The organism is Anabaena sp. WFMT, from assembly GCF_051781005.1.
In the GTDB taxonomy this organism is placed as follows: domain Bacteria; phylum Cyanobacteriota; class Cyanobacteriia; order Cyanobacteriales; family Nostocaceae; genus Anabaena.
The window spans coordinates 343,507-363,563 of the sequence record NZ_JBPWOA010000026.1 but is presented as its reverse complement, the minus strand read 5'-3'; the positions used below and the strand labels follow the sequence as shown (position 1 = coordinate 363,563).

The following is a 20,057-nucleotide window of genomic DNA, read 5'->3' as shown; positions in this document are numbered from 1 at the left end:
TTTTAACTCAAGATTTTGAAAAAAATAGCGATAATTAATTTATTATCGGCATTTACGAGTATTTTTCACTCTAGACTAGATGTTATGAGAATATTATACAGGTTTATATAAAAATACAAACAGTTATTAAATGTAATTTAAAAAAATGGGCATGATCTTTGATATCATCTAAAAATACAATTTACTTATGATTGAGATATCAATTTTATGGATAGATTTCTACTCCCATCTTTCTTAAGCGATTATTCACAAAGTTCATTTAATTTAAAGCAGCATTTACAAGAATTTTTGCATTTAGATTCAGAAACACTAGATCAAAAATTAGCTACAGGTAAGGAAAAATTAGCTGAGTTAGGCCACAAAGATTTTGATTGGGAAGCCGCAAGTAATTTTTATCGTGACAAAGTTGGAGAGATTTATTTATTTGAGTTGGGAGCATGGCATCTAGAAAGCCCTGAAAATATTGAAAATACCTTATTTTTGATTGTAGATTATGCCAAAGGTCGGGTGTTAGATTTTGGTGGTGGTATTGGGACTCATACAATTTGTGCTGCTCGTTGTCCTCAAGTTGAACAAGTAATATATTGTGATATTAATCCTTTAAATCGTGATTTTGTTCGTCATCGAAGCGAACAGTTGGGGCTAAGTCAAAAAATAGTTTTTTGTTCAGAAATGCCTCTAAAAGATAGTTTTGATACAATTATATCTTTTGACGTTTTAGAACATTTACCAGATCCCTGTCAGCAATTGCGTTTATTCCATCAAGCCCTGAAACCGGAAGGTAGAACTATTCTGAACTGGCATTTCTTTAAAGGCTTTAATCAAGAGTATCCTTTTCATTTGGATGATCCACAAGTCATAGAAACCTTTTTTAAAATCGTGCAGAGTGAATTCGTGGAAATTTTTCATCCTTACCATACTACGGCTCGTTGCTATCGTAAATGGTGATAATCTCAGTGTATCTCTAATATACCTTGATCTGCGTCTAATGTTGCCATTACTCCCACAGGTAAAGCAGCATTAGGGCTATCATGACCAAAAGGTAAATCGGAAACAATGGGAATTCCTAAATCAGCCAACCGTTCCCTCAAAACTTCCTCTATACTCAAACTAGGTATATGAGGTGGTGCTTCACACTTGGTAAACCCTCCTAAAGCAATACCACGAACTTTAGATAAGACCCCACTTAATCGCCATTGAGTTAACATCCTATCAATCCGATAGGGTGGTTCTGTCACATCTTCAAACGCCAATATCACACCATCAAGGTTAGGTAAAAGCGGTGTGCCTAAAAGATGGGTAGCAACTGTTAAATTACCAGGAAGTAGCACACCTGTTACTTTACCACCACCCCAGCCATTACCCTTTAAAGGTGCGATCGCACGACCTGCTACTATGTCAAATAGCCTCTGTCTTGACCATTCTGGCTCATTGACGAGGGTCGTCATGACGGGACCATGAACACCGGAAATCCCGGCGTTATAGAGGCTCCACAATAGGGCTGTGATATCAGAAAAGCCTATCAACCATTTGGGATCTGCTATATTTTGTTGCCAGTTCCAATCTTCTAAAATGCGGGTACTACCAAAACCACCTCTAGCGCAGATAATACCACGACATTCTGGATCATTCCATGCTGCTGCTAATTGTTGACGACGGTGGGCATCTGTACCAGCAAGATAACCATGTCTATTATCTATGTTAGGGCTGATTTCGACTCGGTAGCCGTGCGAAAGACATCGCCAAATTTCTACACTTTTATCAAAAGCCTCAAATTCTCGCAATGCACCACTAGGGGCAATTACACGCAATAGATCACCAGGTTTGAGGGGTGGAGGTAAGATAGCAGATTTGTGCTTTTGGATGTTGGACATTGAGATGGGGGAGATGGGGAAAAATTTTACCAATTACCAATTATCAATAATCAATTTTGTTCTTCTGTATTCATATCCATGAAAGTTTGTGATTCGGGAATGTTACCCACACGGTTAATTTTCGTAAAAGCATATCGTGCTGTTGCTTGTACTTCTGGATCTGGATCTTCCAGTGCGTGGCATAAAACCTGACTCATTTGCCCCATCATGTCATAAATACGGAGTAAATCACGAATAGCATTTTTCCTGACTTGAGGACTTTCATTTTGCAGAGATATAACTAAAGCACGGTTTAAAGGTTTGAGAGTGCGACTACCAATTTCTGCCAAAGCTGATAAAATTAAACCATGTTGTTGAGAATCAGCATCAATCATCAACTCAACTAGTGGCTTAATAGCCCGCGAATCTCCTTGTTGTCCTAAATTCCAAATAGCCTTACGTCTTTGGTTAGGATCATCAACCCGCAAGTCTTTCATCAATTCATCAAAAATATTAAGTTTAGCAACAATGGCACTTGTTTTTGGTTGTAATAATTCTATGGAACTTGATACGGCAGGTGTTTGTGCTGGGCTTAAAAAGAATTTAGGATGATCCTGAACGGATGGGCTGAGAAGTTTTTGATCTTCTGATATTGCTGAATATTGGATTTTATCAACCTTTTTGATTAAGTAGATAAATGCACCAACACTTCCTAAAATTCCTAACCCAAGTAGTGACCACCAGAACAAATTTATCTGGCTGGGTGGGGACGTAGTATTAACTTGAGAAATAGGAGCAGAAACAGGAGCAGTTGTACATTTAGTTTGACCTAATAAAGCTGTTTTCAGAATACTTTGAGTGGTTAAATCAGCAACACCATCTTTTCTTTTCAGTACTCCTGCTTTCTGAAATTTAGCTACTGCATTTTGCGTACTGAGGCCGTACTGTCCGTCAATCCAGTCATTGTAGTATCCTAATGCCTTCAATTGGACTTGCAATACCTGCACCTCCGAACCTGTCATCCCTGGATTGAGAATAGTTGGTTGGAAAGGTGCTAAGTTAGGTGTAGTTGCGATCGCCTCTGGTGGGCGTTGTGCGATCGCTCGATTTGGGTATAAACCCAAGCAGAAACAAGAAGTAAAAACCAAGATGAAATGGGGAATGGGGAACTGGAGACATTTGTTTTCCTGTGTTTCCTGCTTGCTGCTGACCTGATTTTCCTGTTTCTTGATCTCCCGCATATTCCTCATCTCCGAGTAACTTGTTAGGGTGAAGCTTCTGGTTCAGATTCTCTTACAGATGAGGTGAGAGTGGTCAACCTCTTAGTAGTGGATGCTTCTAAAACTAGTTGCTGCTGTGGTATGGCTTTTTCACTGATAGTAACTTTGTTATTTTGACCTGCTAGGGTTTCGCGTTGGTTAATTAAATAAATACTGATTAAAGTTATGAAGACTCCTAACCATTGAATGGTGGTGAGAACTTCTGAGAGGAAAATATGACCAAATATCAACGCAAAAACAGGTGTGAGAAAAGTGAGAGAACTTAAACTAGTCAGATTACCACTTTGAGCAAAGTAGAAAAATAAACCATAAGCGATCGCACTCCCAAATATAGTTGCATAACTTAAAGCTAACCAATCAGATGGTACAAGATTTTGCCACTGTTCAACTTCCACGGTTGCAGAAATTCCCCACAACGGCAACCCTGCTAAAATCATATGCCATCCTGTAGCCGTGATCGGGTCAGCATACTTACACACATACCGAATCAACACGGTTCCCACAGCCATAGACAAAGCTGCCAATAACATCAACCACTCACCACTAGCAAACAATTGTTGCCAGTTGTCAGTTGTAATTTTTACCCCTGAGTCCAGAATCTGAAAAATCCACTCTTCCGGCAAGCCAATTAAACTAATACCAGTAACTCCCAATCCTAACCCTAACCATCCCCAAACGCCAATATGTTCTTTAAATAGCCACAGGGAGAGTAAAGCCACTGCTAAAGGTTGAGAGTCAATCATTACAGAACCTAACCCCGCACTGGTTCTGACTAACCCCTCTGCCAAAAAGCCTTGAAACAGCGTACCATCAACAAGGGCAAATATAGCAATCCACAGCCATGCTAACCATCCTTTGGGTTGGGGTCTACCCATAAATGCCGCAGCAATCAGAATTAACACCCCCGCAGGTAATAACCTTAGTCCTGCCATAAAGAGAGGTGTTGTATGAGGTATCACCCCTTTCATGGCTACCATTGCCGTACCCCAGAGGAAAAAGGGAGCAATTAACAGTAAGGAAGCTACGAGAGATTTAGATTCTCTAAGTTGCAGTTGCATGGGTTAGCGGTGGTGTTTAGTAAATTAGGTGGAAACATTACTTTACCTAATTTTACATAAACATTGCTTTTTATGTTCATGTAGCATCTGGGAAAACAGGAATTAATACTCAAAGGTAACAAAACTTACAATGACTTATTTTGAAGACTGAAAGCTGAATTGTGTTTAATCAGCATAAAATAGTATTAAAAATTTGATATGAAACTGAATTGTCAACCTTACTATACAACAAAATTGGGTGCTGCTTATTTGGGCAACAGCCTGGAATTAATGGCAAATATTCCTGATGAAAGCATTGATTTAATTTGCACATCGCCACCTTTTGCATTGGTGAGAAAAAAAGAATATGGTAATGTTGATGCGGACAAATATATTGAATGGTTTCAAGATTTTGCAGTACACTTCCACCGGATTTTGAAACCAACAGGTTCATTAATTATTGATATTGGTGGTAGTTGGATTAAGGGAATGCCAGTTCGTTCTCTTTATCATTTTGAACTGGTTATTTCTCTATGTAAATCAAAAGAAAAAGGTGGATTAGGATTTTATTTAGCACAGGAATTATATTGGTATAATCCAGCCAAACTCCCCACCCCAGCAGAGTGGGTAACAATTCGTAGAGAACGAGTCAAAGATGCAGTAAATACAGTATGGTGGTTGTCAAAAGAACCCCATCCCAAAGCTAATAATAGAAGAGTTTTAAAACCCTATAGCAAGTCGATGAAAAACCTTCTCAAAAATGGTTATCAACCAAAAATTAGACCATCAGGGCATGATATCTCTAATAAATTTGGCAATGATAGAGGAGGTGCTATTCCTCCCAATATTATTGATGGTATAGGAAATACAAATCAGGAAGAAATAGGACAACCAACACTTGTACAAGAAATATGTTCAGAAGATTTAATACATTCAGTCAATGTTATTTCTGCCTCAAATACTGCTTCCAACGATTATTATCAAAGACGCTGTAAAGAAGCAAATATTAAACCACATCCAGCAAGATTTCCCCACGCATTACCAGAATTTGTGATTAACCTTTGTACAGAACCGGGTGATATTGTTTTAGATCCTTTTGCTGGTTCTAATATGACAGGCCGAGTTGCAGAAACTTTACAAAGGCATTGGTTAGCTTTTGAGATTGATGAAGACTATATTAAAAGTTCAAAATTGCGGTTTGAAGAAAATAATTTTTTTGGCTATTGAGGATTGCGTGACGAAGCCATTCCCCCCTAACCATCCTTAAACTAGAGTCAAAATAATTCGTAATTGATAATAATGCCTCCGGCAGGCTACGCCAACGTAATTCGTAATTGCAATCAGTGGAGGCTTGAACCTACCACTGATTGTAGACCACTAAATCCAAGATTTAGTGGGGGCTTGTACCCTCTTTAATTACGAATTACGAATTACGAATTAGTAATTATTTGGTCAAACCCTTTTTATCAAGCTATTTTGGGTATTGATCCCGTACAAACACTCGTGTTAAAATATGTAGTAACAAATAGAATCTAAATTATATATTTTGCGTCCCATTTTGATTAACCAGGAGCATCAAAAATGCCGATAGGACTGCCTGAATTCGTGGAAAACCCAGAAAATCGTTGTCCTGTGATTCTTCTACTTGATACTTCTGGTTCAATGTCAGGGCAACCTATTCAGGAGTTAAATCGAGGTTTAGCAGCTTTTAAAGAAGATGTTTTAAAAGATGCACAAGCTTCCCTAAGTGTAGAAGTTGCTATTGTCACTTTTGCCCCTGTGCGACTGATGCAAGATTTTGTGACTATTGATAACTTTACAGCCCCCAAGCTAGAAGCAGAAGGTGTTACACCAATGGGTGAAGCAATAGAATACGCTTTGGATTTGTTGGAAACTCGTAAACAGACTTATAAAGATAACGGCATACTCTACTATCGTCCTTGGGTATTTTTAATTACTGATGGTGCGCCTACAGATTATTGGCAAAGTGCAGCGCAAAGAGTAAGAGAAGCAGAAGAACAACGCCGAATGTTGTTTTTTACTGTTGGTGTCCAGGGTGCGGATATGAACAAACTCAGAGAAATTGCACCTCCTGAACGTCCTCCAGTGATGCTAAATGGCTTAGATTTTCGCTCTTTATTTGTTTGGCTTTCCACTTCCATGAAACGGGTTTCTAGTGGCAAAGTAGGGGCAGCTGTAGCATTACCGCCGGTGGGATGGGGTCAAATTACCAGCTAGATTTAGAGGATTTATTTATTGTGGGTTGGAAAGCAATTGTTCGTTCTGCAACGGGAACGAGTCATCAAGAGCAAAAAATACCTTGTCAAGACTACGGAGATTATCGCATTTTTAATGATGTGATTGTGGGCGCGGTTGCTGATGGTGCTGGAAGTGCTAAATATTCTCAAATTGGTTCTAAATTAGCAGTAGAAACTGTTATTAAATGCTTTGCAGATATTAATGAATATCCTCATAAGTTAGGGTTCTCTCAACCACTTTCTCAACCAGAAGCTAAAGATTTTTTTGCTAAGATTGTCAATCAAGTGATTGCCAAATTACACAATCAAGCAGACACAAAAAATTACGCTGTCAATGATTTAGCTTGTACACTTTTGGTTTTCATAGCGACTCCTGAATGGGTCGCAACTATGCAAATTGGGGACGGATTTATTGTGGTGCGTTCCCAAGATTCAGAATATCAATTGTTATTTGAACCCGACAAGGGCGAATTTTTCAACGAAACGACTTTTATCACTTCAGCTAATGCACTAGATGAAATGCAGGTAAAGGTTATTTCAGGACAGCAAGATTTTATTTGTGCTTCTACTGATGGACTAGAAAAAGTTGCAATTCGCTTGAGTGATTGGCAACCTTTTCCGCCATTCTTTAAACCTTTTGAAGAATATTTGCGAGAAATAAATAATCCAGAAGATGATGATCATTATATTATTGATTTCCTCAATTCGGAACGACTAAATTCTCGCACTGATGATGATAAAACTTTGCTTTTGTGCCTCTTTGAATAGAATGCAATTGATTTAAAAAAAACTGTAGGTTGGGTTGTTCGCTTTCTTAGTTGCGAAGCAAGAGAATAAAACCTAACATTTTCGAGATTTCTGAGATTTTGTTGGGTTTCCCAAATCCTCAACCCAACCTACACATTTTAGGATTTTAGTAGGTTAGTTTGTTCGCTTTCTTCGTTGCGAAGCAAGAGAATGAAACCCAACATTTTAGGATTTTAGCAATACAGCGGATTTCGCTGTCACGAGGTACATACCTAGCGGGCAAGACTTGTACTGAGCTAGTCGAAGTATGCCCGCACCACAAGAGTTTCATGATTCAAGTTTGTATCTCATTTAAATGAAATCCGCTGTATATTTCAGCAAGCCCTAATTAAAATTATATGACAGTTCTCACCTGTGCCAGTACGGGAAAATCAATTACTCTGTTAGGTGAATCTATAGATAGTGGTGAAGCGAAAGTTTGGCGAACTAATCTAAATGGTTATTTAGCTAAAATTTATCATTTACCAACACCTGAACGGTTGCAAAAACTAGCGGTAATGATATCGTATCCACCAACTGATCCAAATTCCCACCTGAATCATATTTCTTTTGCTTGGCCTAAGTCATTACTTAAAGATGCTAATGGTAATTATGTGGGTTTTTTGATGCCAGAAGTGAGGAATGCGAGACAACTTATTGATATTTATAATCCACAGCGTTGTCAAAAGTTAAAACTTGCTATTAATTGGCGGTTTCTGCACGTAACGGCATTAAATATTGCCTCATTTATTGCGGCAATTCATGATTCTGGATATGTGTTGGGAGATATTAAACCACAAAATATTTTAGTTAATAATCGCGCTTTACCTTCAATTATTGATACAGATTCATTTCAGGTTAAAAATCCTAAAAATGGAAAAGTTTATCGTTGTTTAGTTGGTTCAGATGGTTATACACCACCAGAGTTGATTGATGCAGATATTGCTAGTATTGAACAAACAGAAATACATGATAGATTTCGGTTAGCAGTAATTATCTATCAATTATTATTTAGTGGTAATAGTCCTTTTCAAGGAAAGTGGATAGGTGCGGGGGAAACTCCAGAAGTTAATGAACTTATCCGCCAGGGTTTATGGTTATATAGTCCAAATAGTTTGATTCAATCTGTAGAGAGAACAATTCCTCTGGATATTGTTCATCCAGAGGTAAAAAAATATTTTTTAAAATGCTTTAATGATGGGTATGAAAATCCTAATTTACGTCCTACCGCTAAGGAATGGATGACAGCTTTAAAGGTTGCTAGTAATGAGTTAAATGTCTGCAAAGTGGTAGATAGTCATTATTATAGCCAAACTTATGGTAAATGTTATTGGTGCGATCGCTCTACAAAACTCGGTATTGATATATTTGGGGTTAATAAACCAAAAGAACTACCTGCTATTCATGCCACTACGGTAGCAGGAATCCTGACTATCACTGGACATTCCAACTCTATCAACTCTATAGTATACAGTCCAGATGGCAATACTCTTGCTAGTGCTGGTCGTGATCAAGTGATCAAATTGTGGAATACTTCTACAGGAGGGTTAATCAAGATTCTGACTGGCCATTCTGACTGGATTAATTCCCTAGCATACAGCCCAGATGGTAAAATTCTGATTAGTGGTAGTCGTGATAAAACTATCAAAGTGTGGAATGTGTCTACAGGTAGAGAAATACGCATTCTCGCTGGACATAACAACTCGGTTTGTTTCCTCAGCTATAGTCCAGATGGTAATACTCTTGCTAGTGGTAGTGCTGACAAGACTATCAAACTATGGAATGTGTCCACTGGTAAGGTAATAATTACTCTGAAAGAACATTCTGACTCGGTGCTTTCCTTAGCCTATAGTCCAGAGGGTAATACTCTTGCTAGTGGTGGTGCTGACAACACTATTAAACTGTGGAATATCTCCACTGGTAAAGTAATTCTCACATTGATAGGACACGATAATTGGGTTCGTTCTTTAGCTTATAGTCCAGATGGTAAAATTCTTGCCAGTGGGAGTTCTGATAATACTATCAAACTGTGGAATATCTCCACTGGTAAAGTTATATTCACACTTACAGGACATTCTGATTCTGTTCCTTCCTTAACTTATAGTCCAGATGGTAAAATTCTGGCTAGTGCTAGTGGTGATAAAACTATCAAACTGTGGAATGCATCTACCGGATGGGAAATAAACACTCTTAAAGGACATTCTAACTCAGTTCGTTCTTTAGCTTATAGTGCAGATGGTAAAATTCTTGCTAGTGGAAGTGCTGATAATAGTATTAAAATTTGGCCGATACTATCACAAACTATTTACTCACGAACATCTACTCCAGCATCAAAACCAGTTCATTCACGAACATCTACTCCACAATTAAAACTAGTTCGTTCACGAACATCTACTTCCAAATCAAAAGCATTTTTCAAACCTAGTATACTAGTCAGGAATAAGCAACGCAATCAAGGATTCTGGGGTGTTATTCTTTTGTTTTGCTTACTGGGTTTTTCATATTTTCTTACTGTTGCAAATAATAAGAATAATCAAACACCAAATTTTCCTATTGAAGAAATACCAGGAGGTAGTATTTTATAATGAGGAATTGCGATTCCACTGGATACTTGGCTCAGACTCACTCAAGTTGGTTAGGCGCAGTGACAATATCTCCATCCGGCAAGATAGTATTGCAGAAGAAAGCACCATACATCTCAGCACAGTACCAGTCAGCACCTTCCAAGTTGGCATCTTGCAAGTTGACTTCCTCCATACGACTAACCCTCAAGTCAGCCCCACTGAGATTAGCTCCACTGAGATTAGCGTTTCTCAAATCGGCAGCATACAAGCAAACTCCACTAAGGTCAGTTCCACTCAGATTGACTCCACTCAAATTAGCATTTCTGAGATTAATCCCAACAAAATTTCTTTCGCCAGTAGCATAACGTTGCAACAACTCTTCAGCATCCATAATATAAGTTTCTCATCAAATAACACATATAACTCTAACCTACTCACCATCTGGAACACCTTCAACTTTACCTTCTTTTCCACCGACCTCCCCATCGGACAACTAGCAGAAGCCCAAATCACCAATATCTCCGGTGATAGCCAGGGGAAATGCATCTAATTTTTTTTTGACAAAATGTAACTTATATGAATAGATAAAAAAGGTAGTATTACCAGGGTAATATCAAGTTAAAAAATATTAATAATCATCCTCATTTTACCCAGATATTTGTATAGGTGCATTAACTGAATTTTAACGTAAGGATTCAGGATATAGAATGTTTGATATAGCAGGGAACACTTCGGCAAGCTCAGTGCGTAGCAGGTAACGGAAGAGAAAAATATTCTTATTCCTTCTTTCTCCTGACTCCTTGCCCTGAGCGTTCACGTAGTGTGTCGAAGACAAGCCGAAAGGCTGACTCCTGAATTCTTACATTTTAATGCACCATAAAAGCTAAGAAAAATTAACGCTGCAAGTATTGACTAAACTTGCTACCAATTTTAGCCCGAATTCTTCTTCAAACACTCCTTTTTTATAATCTAAATTCCACAGTTCTAAGGCGCAATCATCACCTAGACTAGAAGGGAAAATTAACATTTTCAATTCATGTACATTGGGAAAGTATTCACATTGTACGCGAGAGACTGCCCCAATTTGTCTTCTATCTAAAGCTACTGCTAATCTTAAAATTGCACTCAATTGACTCACCATTTGCCGATGTTCTTTATGTAATAAATTACGGTAGTTTTCGTGCTTTTTCTTCGGTGCAGATTTACGGTGATAACGGGCTAAATTAGCTATGATTTCGATCTCGGTTTCGTTGTAACCAAGTAATTCACCATTTCTAATTAAATAGTATGAATGTTTGTGGTGTGAGGAATGACTGATGTAGTGTCCGCAATTATGTAAAATGGCAGCAGCCCAGAGTAATTGTTTTTCGTCTTTATCCCAATTATGTAGTTTGCCTTGAGTTTGATCAAATAAACTGAGTGCAAATGCAGCAACGCGATCGCTATGCTCTAGGTTAATTTGGTATTTTTTGGCAATTTTCAGCACATTACGCTGTCTAATCGAACCTTGATAGCGCAATCTGTTGTCAATTAAACCATGTGTTAGCATCCAATCTACAATCACTCCTTCCCGCAAGGATCGCTCACAGAGTGTGACTGTATCCACGTCTAACAGGGTCATTGCTTCCTGTAATATTATTGCCCCAGCTAGTATCACTTCTGACCGCTTATCTGGCATTCCTGAAATTGCTGCACGTTCTACATTCGTCATCCGTCGCAATCTAGTTACCCATGTCCGCAAGTCTTGAAGACTAAATTGATAACCGTTGAGAGTAGAAGGGACAACACCCATTTTTTCTTTAGCATGAATTGTTGCTAAAGTTTCAATTGTGCCAGATGTTCCTACTAACTGCGGAGATTCACCAGGTTGGAGTTTAGAAAGCACATCTTCTACAGAACGTTCTAACATCCCTCTTGCGTAAGCTTGCAAGTATTTAAACTGAATATCGCTGATGGGGTCTGTGGTGATTAATTCCCCAGTCAACCGCACTGCACCTACTTTGGTACTGGTGAGGCTACGGGGTTCTTGGGAGTCACCTAAAATTAATTCTGTAGAACCACCACCAATATCAACAATGATATGCGGTTGGTGATTAAATTCCATCCCCGATAACACGCCTAAATAGATGCGTCGTGCTTCTTCTTGACCAGAAATCAAGTCAATGGTTAAGCCTATTTCTGTTTCTACTCTATGTAAAAAATCTTGACCGTTGGGGGCTTCACGGACGGCGCTAGTTGCTACTGCGATAATGCTTTCTGCTTCTAGGCTTTTAGCGAGTTCTTGGAAACGTCCTAAACAAGCGATCGCTTTTTTGATCACTTCTGGTTTCAGTTCTCCAGTCTCCAAATTGCGATCGCCTAATCTGACTGTTTCTTTTTCTTTGGCGATCATCGTAAAAGCTGGTAAGGTCGGTTCAATCCTCACTATCACCATATGTAAGGAATTAGTACCGATATCAATGGCCGCAATAATCGGGTTTTGCTTAATTGGTTGAGTAGGTGTACTCTCCCAATTAGCTGAAACTAAATTCAGCATTTAAATTTCTCTCTCTTAACAACAGATGGTCAAACTTTGTGTCGGTTTAATCCGCACTCAATACTTATTACTGGCAATCTACAGACTTGTCAGGTTAATTGTTTGGTAACATTACTCACAATTAAAATAGTGAATCTGTATCCAAAGCTGCAACTTCACTTTATGTGTTTGTAGTGTTCAAATAACGATATTCTATAGATGTAGATGTGAAGATATGTGAATCGATCAAATATGCTAAAAACATCAGAAAGTGACCAAAAACCATTATGGCTTGTAATTATCCAGCTATTACGGTGGCATAAACCAGAGGGCAGATTGATTTTGATGATCCCTGCACTTTGGGCTGTGTTTTTGGCAGCTGATGGTAAACCACCTTTACCCTTAGTGGGGGTAATTATATTAGGTACTTTAGCCACAAGTGCCGCAGGTTGTGTTGTCAACGATTTATGGGATCGAGATATAGATCCGCAAGTAGAGAGAACACGCGATCGCCCTCTTGCTTCTCGCACTCTTTCTGTAAAAGTTGGTATAGGAGTTGGTATCGTTGCCCTAGCCTGTGCAGCAGTTCTCGCTTTCTATCTTAACCCCTTGAGCTTCTGGCTATCTGTGGGAGCAGTACCTATTATTTTACTTTATCCAGGCGCAAAACGGGTGTTTCCTATCCCGCAATTAGTGCTTTCCATCGCTTGGGGTTTTGCGGTTTTAATTAGCTGGAGTGCAGTCACACAAAACATTTCCGCACCAACTTGGTTGCTGTGGGGGGCAACGGTTCTGTGGACATTGGGATTTGATACAATTTATGCAATGAGCGATCGCGAAGATGATCAACGTATTGGTATCAATTCTAGCGCCCTCTTTTTTGGTAAACACTCCCCCACCGCTATTGGCATTTTCTTAGCTGGTACTGTCATTCTCCTAGCTGGTGTCGGTATTTTAGTGAATCTCAACACAGCTTTCTGGATAAGCTTAGTAATTGCTACTCTTGGTTGGTTTTGGCAATCTCTGCAATTAAGAAACTCAGAACTACCCAATCCTGTTTATGGTGAAATGTTTCGTCAAAATGTGTGGATTGGTTTTTTAATTCTCGCAGGTATGATTGTCGGTTCTTTTTAAATACTTATATGTTTGATCGGCAAAGTAATTGCAAACTCTGTCCCTTGGGGAACAGCCGAAACAACTTCTATTTTACCTTGGTGTTTTTCAATTATCTGATAACAAATACTCAATCCTAAGCCAGTACCTTTGCCAACTGGCTTAGTAGTGAAAAAAGGGTCAAATAGCTTATTGATAATTTCTGGTGCAATTCCTAAGCCATTATCTCTAATTTTTACTTGGATATAATTATCCTCTACCTTTGATGTACTTATCAATATTTGTTTATTAGTTTGCTCCTTATAATCAATTAACGCATCTATCGCATTACTCAGAATATTCATAAATACTTGATTAAGTTGGGCTGGATAACAATCAATTAAAGGCAAATTACCATAATTTTTAATAACTACTATTTCTTTATTAAGTCGATGATTTAAAATTAATAAAGTATTATTAATCCCTTCATGAATATCTACATCCTTGATTTCCGATTCATCTAATCGAGAAAAATTACGCAATGACAAAACAATTTCCCGAATGCGTTGAGCGCCTATTTTGATAGAAAAAAGTATTTTCGATAAATCTTCACTGAGGAATTCTAGATCAATTTCGGCAATTTTTTCTTCAATTACCCAATTTTTATTAGGGTATTCTTGCTGATATAAATTTATTAAATCAACCAAATCTTGTAGATAACCTTCAGTGCATTGAACATTGCCATAAATAAAGTTAACAGGGTTGTTAATTTCATGAGCTATCCCTGCTACCATTTCCCCCAGAGAAGACATTTTTTCAGTTTGAATTAATTGCCCTTGAGTATTTTTTAATACTTGCAGCGCTTCTTGAAGTTCCTGGGTTCTCTCTTCTACCCTTTGTTCTAAAGTTCGCTGTGCTTGTTGAAGTTCCTGGGTTCTCTCTTCTACCCTTTGTTCTAAAATTTTACGAGCTAACTCTAGTTGCTGGGTATAGTCTCCCACCCATTCCACTAACCGATTTAGAGATTTTGCTAATGTACCTACTTCATCATTACTGTTAACATCAGCCCTGAGTTGAAAATTTGACTCTTCAGTGATTTTTCTAGCAGTTTGAGTAACTGCTTTTAGCGGACGGGTAATTAATTTAGTAGTAAAAAATGCCAGTGCTGCGGCAATTATAGAGGAAAGCAATATACTCCCTAAAATGATTTTTATTCGCAGTTTTTTGGCATTTTTAAAACTAATATTAGCCTGTTCTCTTTGAGTATCAGCACGCCTAATAATGATAATTAGATCATCTGATAATTTCTCAAAATTAACATTGAGATCAATATATTCCCTTTCATTGAGTAATACAATTAGCTTTTCTTGGTAAGACTTAGTAGTTTTTTGTGTTAAGTTATTTGATCCTATTTGCAGCCAAAACTTTTTAACTATCTGAGTATATAAATCTGTATTTTTTTTATATTTATTTACTAAAATAGCGAACTCTTGATTATTTACTGCCAAATCATCAGGATAGGCGTTAATAAAAATTTCTAGCTCAGATAACTGCTGATTAACCTGAGTAACATCATCCAAAAATTTGTTTTTTTCAAATTCCAACCAAATAGAATTATTTAATACGGTAGCTAATCTTTGTGGATGCAATCTTACTGTTATTACAGCATTTTTTAAATCTTTTAAAACTGATTGTTGCTGATAAGATAAGAATAATTGATTTTGGGCTGTCCCTTCGTAGTGATTTGCAATTACCAAACCACTCACTGTCCCAATAGCAGCAATACCAATTGTAAAAGTGTAACCATAACTAATTTTTTTGGCTATGTTCCAGCTATTGCTTAGATAACTGATCCACAGGATCACAGGTTTAATTTTTCTCTTGGCAACATCTATCATTCATTAAGTAACTATTGTAAGAAGTTTCCCTGTCCAAGTTTTTGATAAACTTCACGAATCATATTATATTCCGAATCCTCTGCTGTCACTAGCTGCCCTCCTTGATATTTTTGGTTAGCTGAAGCAACTAACAGACTCTGAATTAGTTTATCCTGATTTGCCATCATACGCGATCGCACGGTTTCTACAAAATCAGCTGCCATCTGGTTACTAACCACAAATACATCACTAGGCAGTAATGGCCCTGTAACAATTATAGAGAAATCTTGCTCAGACAAGCCTTCTCTGGCTAGAATATTTTGGTATCTATCCGATGCAACTGCCCAGGCATCAACTTCTCCTTTTTTTAAAGCGACTATACCCTTATCGTTTAACATCACAATTTTGAAGTCTGTATTTGGATCTAATCCCGCATCAATGAGCAACTTCATGGGAGAAAGATGACCAGAAGTTGAACCAATACTTCGCATAGCAATTGTTTTGCCTTTTAATTGACTTACTGATTTAATGGGGCTATTGGCACGCACTAAAATAATTGAATGATAGTTAATGCGCTTAATTGCAACTACAGGAATGGCTTTGGCTCTGGCATTTAAAACTAAGTATTCTGAAGGGCCAGCAAACACAATATCTACCTGTCCCGATAGCAAAGCAGGTGCTGCCGCTGTAGGATTATCCACAGGAAAAAATTCAATAGGTATACCTAATACTTCTGCTAAAGCAGTGCGAAAGGCTCCAAAATCACGCTGCAAATCTTCAAGCCCAGTCACATCTGTAACTGCAAATCTTAATTTTTTCGGTGCTGTAATAGCTAACTGATCTGGCGTATCATTAGCAGTATTAATCCCAGATGCACAACCGACAGTAAAAAGCAAAGAATACCATATCAACTTACGGCGTTTCATACATTAAATTTAATAATGGTTATAACGTGTAATTTTTTCAGGTCTATTTCGCCAGTCTCTAATTGAGAAGATTCATGGATTTATTAAAATTTGGTATTAATCTGTTATTTAAATCACTGCCTTATTATACCTCACCGTAGCAACCTGTAAGGTTAAGGCAAGGTTATTAGTATAATACTTGATTAATTAATCATCAAAAATAGTCTTCTGACAAGAAGAAACTTTAGATATCATTAGGACTAAAGCTGCGTGTCACACCAGAAATCTATTGTAGGGTGTGGTTCGGCAAGCTCACCAACCACGTCAGATATCAAAAATCTGTTTATTTACTAGATTTATGCAGTCTGACGCACCTTACCAATGTGCCATTTGCATAAGTCCTGACCATCTTAGTAGAATTGCTGAATTTTATTCAGATATGAATGCTTAAAATATGTCTATATTTAAAATTTCTATAGTTCTTTAATCACGCAGAATAATATAAAAATCAGAATTTTTTGTCAATATATTGGTAGACAGATTCAAAATTATCAGGACTATAGTTTTAATAGTTGGGATATTAATCTACAAGCTAGATTCACCCAATTAAATGAAGAAATCTCTTCTTGTAAAAATTGCCACAATAGTTATATTCTCTTTTGGTAGCTTGAGTGTAATTGCTGGCAGTTTTCTCCTCACTAAAGCTGCTAACAAGACTGGAACAGTACAAATAATTACTGATGCCTCACGTTATCATGAAATTCGTCATCAAAACTGGTCGGATATTGAGCCAATAAAACACTTTCCCCTAAAAATACCAGCTGATGCTAAAGCTGTGCGAATGGCATATTCTCCGGGTTTGATGCAAGGAAGTAGTTTTTTACAAATCCGTTTTCAACAGCCTCAGGAGCAAATTCAAAAATTACTTTCTAAATACAGTAAAATTGCGTTACATCAATATCGAGGAGGTGATACAAACGACCATAGCAAACAACCAAACGGTGTGCCTACTACATTTTTTTACACTGGTAAATCCGGGACTGAAGCCTTTCCCAATACTTATGAAATATTAGTATTAAAAGCACAGGCTCAAGGACAACCTGGTTTCAAATGGAATCATGGTAATAGTTATGGAGTAGCTATTGATAGTTCAGCTTCAGAAATTGTCTATTGGGTAGAAAAGTGGTAATTTACAGCAAAATTCAGGAATTAGAGGTGAAAGCCCCTTGATATTTGATGGCGCAGCTTGGCGGTGTCCATATTTTGATGTTCTGTTTATACCTCAAATTGTGGGACTTACTGGTAACTTGAAGCGTCGTCTAAGTAGGTTGGCGTTAAAAATTGTCGTTGGGATAAGGCAGGGGGGCTTTCTAGCAGGGGGAAAAAGGGTTTTAGCCTTGTTTACTTTTCTTTACACTGTAAACAACCGTTACACTTCATTGCAAATTAACAAGCTAGACGCAACAACATGATAAGTTTTGATCATGTTATAAATTTGTACAAAATTTATCAAGGGGAAAAAAGTGGCAATGGAATCCAACTTACTAACGGGCGCAGTTGTAGAAAACCAAGATATCAGCGAATACGTAGCTCATCTACAGCTGCACATGACGCTTCAAGCTCGCAACCTGGTTCCAACCCTCAAACAGACAATAGAAGATAGTCGCCAGCAACTACTCCATCAAACCCAAGCTAACTTTGAGAAGCTAGTTTCTCGGCAAGGTTTATAGAAGCAGTAGCCATTAGACATTAGGAGTGGAAAAGCATTAGGGACAATTCGTGTAGCCATTTCCGAAGGGTATTTTCCCTACAAATGGTTTCCAGCAAGACATGATTATTTCTCACTCCTGTGTCTATTACACGGAAATTCAACCGGAATTCCCATAAAATAGAAGCAGATATTGTTGTCTCTACACCAATGGTGTACTCACAATCTCTGCTTTTTATGCTTTTTTGGTATTAAGTTACAAAAATCACTCTTTTGGAGCAATAGCTAGGAGCAGAAAGCCGTTAAGATGATTGCAGCAGTAACTCACCAATCGCAATTAGTAAAGGCTAAATGGCGGCTTGAATCAAAATGAATTCACTACTTCCTCGAAACCTCAGCGTTATAATTCGACCAGTTCAATACCGAGATCTGGACGGTATTGAACGCCTAACTCAAGATTCATTCGCAGCCCTCTCTCCTAAGAGAGCTTCTTGCACGATGGAATGGCTGCGCCATTGGTTTGGGTTACTCAAGTTTTTGAGTTGGTTCCCTAATCCATTACAATATCGCTTCTGTGGTTACGTAGCAGAACAAGGGCGGATGCTTTTGGGGATGATTCAAGTGTCACCATTTAACCGCACCCGCAGCACTTGGCGAATTGATAGGGTGATGTTAGACCAGACTGCTGACAAGCAAGGTGTAGGCTCTCAACTTCTGCGCCATTGCTTTGAATCAATTTTAGAAGCTCGCACCTGGCTACTAGAAGTTAATATTAATGATATTGAAGCATTAGCGCTGTATCGGCAAAATGGATTTCAGCGGTTAGCAGAAATGACATACTGGGAAATTAGCCCAGAATTGTTGGTTGAATTAGCACTAGCAGAACCAGACTTACCTAATCTTTTACCAGTAAGTAATGCTGATGCTCCATTGCTATATCAATTAGATACAGCATCAATGCCGCCTTTGGTTCGTCAGGTGTTTGATCGACACACCCATGACTTTAAAACCAGTTTATTTGGCGTTCTTTCTGATGCTGTCAAACAGTGGATGACTAAAACTGAGGTGGTTAGTGGCTATGTTTTTGAACCCCAACGCAAAGCCGCAATTGGTCATTTTCAAGTGCAACTTGACCGTAAGGGCGAAAATCCTCATGTAGCAACTTTGACGGTTCACCCAGCTTATACTTGGTTGTATCCAGAAATGTTGTCTCAACTAGCCCGTATTGCTCAAGATTTTCCCCAACAAAGTTTGCAACTGGCTTCTTCCGATTATCAACCAGAACGTGAAGAATATTTAGAGAGAATCGGGGCCAAGCGGATAGAACATACGCTGATTATGTCGCGCTCGGTTTGGCATAAAATCCGGGAATCAAAATTGGTATCTTTGGAAGGAATTCAGTGGCCGGAAGTACTCCAAGGACTACAACCAGCACGTAAGCCGATACCAGGTGGGATGTCATGGGTTCCCAAACAACAGCAGCCCAAGTCAGATAGACCAATACCAGTCAAGTCAGAAATTGTTCCTTTTGGCAGCCATAACTTTAATATGGACGCATCTAGCCAATCTGAACAAACTGACCCAGTACAGGAGAACAATTAGCGTGATACCTCAGCAGCAATCAAAGTCTTTTATATCAGCCTTGGGATTAGATGTCGGTAGCAAACGCATTGGTCTAGCAGGGTGTGATGGTACTGGTTTGATTGCTACAGGTATTATGACGATTGAGCGCAGATCCTTTAAAGAGGATGTTGAGCAAATACAACAAATAGTTAATGAGCGCCAAGTGCAACTTTTAGTTATTGGGCTACCATATTCAATGGATGGCTCTTTAGGTTTTCAGGCTCGTCATGTGCAGAAATTTGCTAAAAGACTGGCTGACTCTCTGCAATTGCCTATGGAATATATGGATGAGCGATTAACTTCTTATCAAGCAGAACAACTGATTATTGCTGAAAATCGTTCTCCGTCACGGAATAAGGGACTGATTGATCGCAAGGCTGCTGCTTTGATTTTGCAACAATGGTTAGATGCTAGACGTAGTACGACCAACAGATCAGTAGCATTTGTTGAGGATTGATACCTTTTAACATGGTATTCTGAAAACTATTACTCAGCTGCATATCCAGATTTTTGGTTGACATTGACTGCCATATCACAGTTCAATAAATGCCATAGTTAG

General features: G+C 38.3%; 17 protein-coding genes. 10 read left to right on the top strand and 7 right to left on the bottom strand.

Annotated elements, in window-relative coordinates; genetic code table 11:
• Positions 1-207 precede the first annotated feature (207 nt).
• Positions 208-948: a class I SAM-dependent methyltransferase gene (locus ACSQ6I_RS18470; RefSeq protein ID WP_438891750.1), complete on the top strand. Its 741-nt coding sequence runs from the start codon at positions 208-210 to the stop codon at positions 946-948.
• A gap of 5 nt (positions 949-953) precedes the next feature.
• Here ACSQ6I_RS18470 and ACSQ6I_RS18465 read toward each other — a convergent pair whose 3' ends face one another.
• Genes ACSQ6I_RS18465 through ACSQ6I_RS18455 form a run of 3 tightly spaced genes read right to left on the bottom strand, consistent with a single transcriptional unit; the run spans position 954 to position 4,191 of the window.
• Positions 954-1,874 carry a S66 peptidase family protein gene (locus ACSQ6I_RS18465; protein ID WP_438891749.1) on the bottom strand — a complete coding sequence of 307 codons (921 nt, stop codon included), beginning with the start codon at positions 1,872-1,874 and terminating at the stop codon, positions 954-956.
• A gap of 50 nt (positions 1,875-1,924) precedes the next feature.
• Positions 1,925-3,094: a peptidoglycan-binding protein gene (locus tag ACSQ6I_RS18460; RefSeq protein WP_438891748.1), complete on the bottom strand. Its 1,170-nt coding sequence runs from the start codon at positions 3,092-3,094 to the stop codon at positions 1,925-1,927.
• Between the two features lie 23 nt (positions 3,095-3,117).
• On the bottom strand, positions 3,118-4,191 hold the full coding sequence (locus ACSQ6I_RS18455) for a DMT family transporter (protein ID WP_438891747.1): 1,074 nt from the start codon (positions 4,189-4,191) through the stop codon (positions 3,118-3,120).
• A 198-nt stretch (positions 4,192-4,389) separates the two neighbouring features.
• On the opposite strand from ACSQ6I_RS18455, the gene ACSQ6I_RS18450 reads away from it, so the two are divergent.
• The 4 genes from ACSQ6I_RS18450 (at position 4,390) to ACSQ6I_RS18435 (ending at position 9,799) form a co-directional block, all read left to right on the top strand.
• The gene (locus ACSQ6I_RS18450) at positions 4,390-5,397 is read left to right on the top strand and encodes a DNA-methyltransferase (RefSeq protein WP_438891746.1); all 1,008 of its coding nucleotides are present in this window, start codon (positions 4,390-4,392) and stop codon (positions 5,395-5,397) included.
• A gap of 354 nt (positions 5,398-5,751) precedes the next feature.
• Entirely contained in the window at positions 5,752-6,408 is a 657-nt protein-coding gene (locus ACSQ6I_RS18445) for a vWA domain-containing protein (RefSeq protein WP_438891745.1), read from the top strand.
• 20 nt (positions 6,409-6,428) lie between these two features.
• Positions 6,429-7,196: a PP2C family serine/threonine-protein phosphatase gene (locus tag ACSQ6I_RS18440; protein ID WP_438891798.1), complete on the top strand. Its 768-nt coding sequence runs from the start codon at positions 6,429-6,431 to the stop codon at positions 7,194-7,196.
• Between the two features lie 377 nt (positions 7,197-7,573).
• A complete protein-coding gene (locus ACSQ6I_RS18435; protein WP_438891744.1) occupies positions 7,574-9,799 on the top strand; it encodes a protein kinase domain-containing protein in 2,226 nt (741 codons plus the stop codon).
• A 37-nt stretch (positions 9,800-9,836) separates the two neighbouring features.
• Here the strand turns inward: ACSQ6I_RS18435 and ACSQ6I_RS18430 are convergent, their stop codons facing one another.
• Positions 9,837-10,169, bottom strand: a complete 333-nt coding sequence (locus ACSQ6I_RS18430; RefSeq protein WP_438891743.1) for a pentapeptide repeat-containing protein — start codon at positions 10,167-10,169, stop codon at positions 9,837-9,839.
• A 492-nt stretch (positions 10,170-10,661) separates the two neighbouring features.
• Positions 10,662-12,314, bottom strand: a complete 1,653-nt coding sequence (locus tag ACSQ6I_RS18425) for a Ppx/GppA phosphatase family protein (protein WP_438891742.1) — start codon at positions 12,312-12,314, stop codon at positions 10,662-10,664.
• Between the two features lie 231 nt (positions 12,315-12,545).
• On the opposite strand from ACSQ6I_RS18425, the gene ACSQ6I_RS18420 reads away from it, so the two are divergent.
• The gene (locus tag ACSQ6I_RS18420; RefSeq protein ID WP_438891741.1) at positions 12,546-13,427 is read left to right on the top strand and encodes a 4-hydroxybenzoate solanesyltransferase; all 882 of its coding nucleotides are present in this window, start codon (positions 12,546-12,548) and stop codon (positions 13,425-13,427) included.
• On the opposite strand, the gene ACSQ6I_RS18415 is transcribed toward ACSQ6I_RS18420, so the two are convergent.
• Both ACSQ6I_RS18415 and ACSQ6I_RS18410 read right to left on the bottom strand, forming a co-directional pair.
• Positions 13,424-15,283 (bottom strand): ATP-binding protein, encoded by a 1,860-nt coding sequence (locus tag ACSQ6I_RS18415; protein WP_438891740.1) that lies wholly within the window; start codon positions 15,281-15,283, stop codon positions 13,424-13,426. The genes ACSQ6I_RS18420 and ACSQ6I_RS18415 overlap by 4 nt on opposite strands.
• Positions 15,284-15,294: 11 nt before the next feature.
• Positions 15,295-16,188: a phosphate/phosphite/phosphonate ABC transporter substrate-binding protein gene (locus tag ACSQ6I_RS18410; RefSeq protein ID WP_438891739.1), complete on the bottom strand. Its 894-nt coding sequence runs from the start codon at positions 16,186-16,188 to the stop codon at positions 15,295-15,297.
• A gap of 589 nt (positions 16,189-16,777) precedes the next feature.
• Between ACSQ6I_RS18410 and ACSQ6I_RS18405 the strand changes: the two genes are divergently transcribed.
• The 4 genes from ACSQ6I_RS18405 to ruvX all read left to right on the top strand — a co-directional run bounded on the left by ACSQ6I_RS18405 (position 16,778) and on the right by ruvX (position 19,955).
• Positions 16,778-17,356, top strand: coding sequence for a hypothetical protein (locus tag ACSQ6I_RS18405; protein WP_438891738.1), 579 nt, complete (start codon positions 16,778-16,780; stop codon positions 17,354-17,356).
• A gap of 340 nt (positions 17,357-17,696) precedes the next feature.
• A complete protein-coding gene (locus tag ACSQ6I_RS18400; protein WP_015215709.1) occupies positions 17,697-17,897 on the top strand; it encodes a hypothetical protein in 201 nt (66 codons plus the stop codon).
• Positions 17,898-18,244: 347 nt separating this feature from the next.
• The gene (locus ACSQ6I_RS18395) at positions 18,245-19,477 is read left to right on the top strand and encodes a GNAT family N-acetyltransferase (RefSeq protein WP_438891737.1); all 1,233 of its coding nucleotides are present in this window, start codon (positions 18,245-18,247) and stop codon (positions 19,475-19,477) included.
• 1 nt (position 19,478) lies between these two features.
• Positions 19,479-19,955, top strand: coding sequence for a Holliday junction resolvase RuvX (gene ruvX / locus ACSQ6I_RS18390; protein ID WP_438891736.1), 477 nt, complete (start codon positions 19,479-19,481; stop codon positions 19,953-19,955).
• Positions 19,956-20,057 lie beyond the last annotated feature (102 nt).

Excerpts from the sequence above, each read along its gene's own strand:
- ACSQ6I_RS18420 (WP_438891741.1), top strand. The coding sequence starts at position 12,546 with ATGCTAAAAACATCAGAAAGTGACCAAAAACCATTATGGCTTGTAATT.
- ACSQ6I_RS18415 (WP_438891740.1), bottom strand. The coding sequence starts at position 15,283 with ATGATAGATGTTGCCAAGAGAAAAATTAAACCTGTGATCCTGTGGATC.
- ACSQ6I_RS18445 (WP_438891745.1), top strand. The coding sequence starts at position 5,752 with ATGCCGATAGGACTGCCTGAATTCGTGGAAAACCCAGAAAATCGTTGT.
- ACSQ6I_RS18470 (WP_438891750.1), top strand. The coding sequence starts at position 208 with ATGGATAGATTTCTACTCCCATCTTTCTTAAGCGATTATTCACAAAGT.
- ACSQ6I_RS18400 (WP_015215709.1), top strand. The coding sequence starts at position 17,697 with ATGGAATCCAACTTACTAACGGGCGCAGTTGTAGAAAACCAAGATATC.
- ACSQ6I_RS18410 (WP_438891739.1), bottom strand. The coding sequence starts at position 16,188 with ATGAAACGCCGTAAGTTGATATGGTATTCTTTGCTTTTTACTGTCGGT.
- ACSQ6I_RS18435 (WP_438891744.1), top strand. The coding sequence starts at position 7,574 with ATGACAGTTCTCACCTGTGCCAGTACGGGAAAATCAATTACTCTGTTA.
- ACSQ6I_RS18425 (WP_438891742.1), bottom strand. The coding sequence starts at position 12,314 with ATGCTGAATTTAGTTTCAGCTAATTGGGAGAGTACACCTACTCAACCA.
- ACSQ6I_RS18455 (WP_438891747.1), bottom strand. The coding sequence starts at position 4,191 with ATGCAACTGCAACTTAGAGAATCTAAATCTCTCGTAGCTTCCTTACTG.
- ACSQ6I_RS18450 (WP_438891746.1), top strand. The coding sequence starts at position 4,390 with ATGAAACTGAATTGTCAACCTTACTATACAACAAAATTGGGTGCTGCT.
- ACSQ6I_RS18395 (WP_438891737.1), top strand. The coding sequence starts at position 18,245 with ATGAATTCACTACTTCCTCGAAACCTCAGCGTTATAATTCGACCAGTT.
- ACSQ6I_RS18465 (WP_438891749.1), bottom strand. The coding sequence starts at position 1,874 with ATGTCCAACATCCAAAAGCACAAATCTGCTATCTTACCTCCACCCCTC.
- ACSQ6I_RS18460 (WP_438891748.1), bottom strand. The coding sequence starts at position 3,094 with ATGCGGGAGATCAAGAAACAGGAAAATCAGGTCAGCAGCAAGCAGGAA.
- ACSQ6I_RS18405 (WP_438891738.1), top strand. The coding sequence starts at position 16,778 with ATGAAGAAATCTCTTCTTGTAAAAATTGCCACAATAGTTATATTCTCT.
- ACSQ6I_RS18430 (WP_438891743.1), bottom strand. The coding sequence starts at position 10,169 with ATGGATGCTGAAGAGTTGTTGCAACGTTATGCTACTGGCGAAAGAAAT.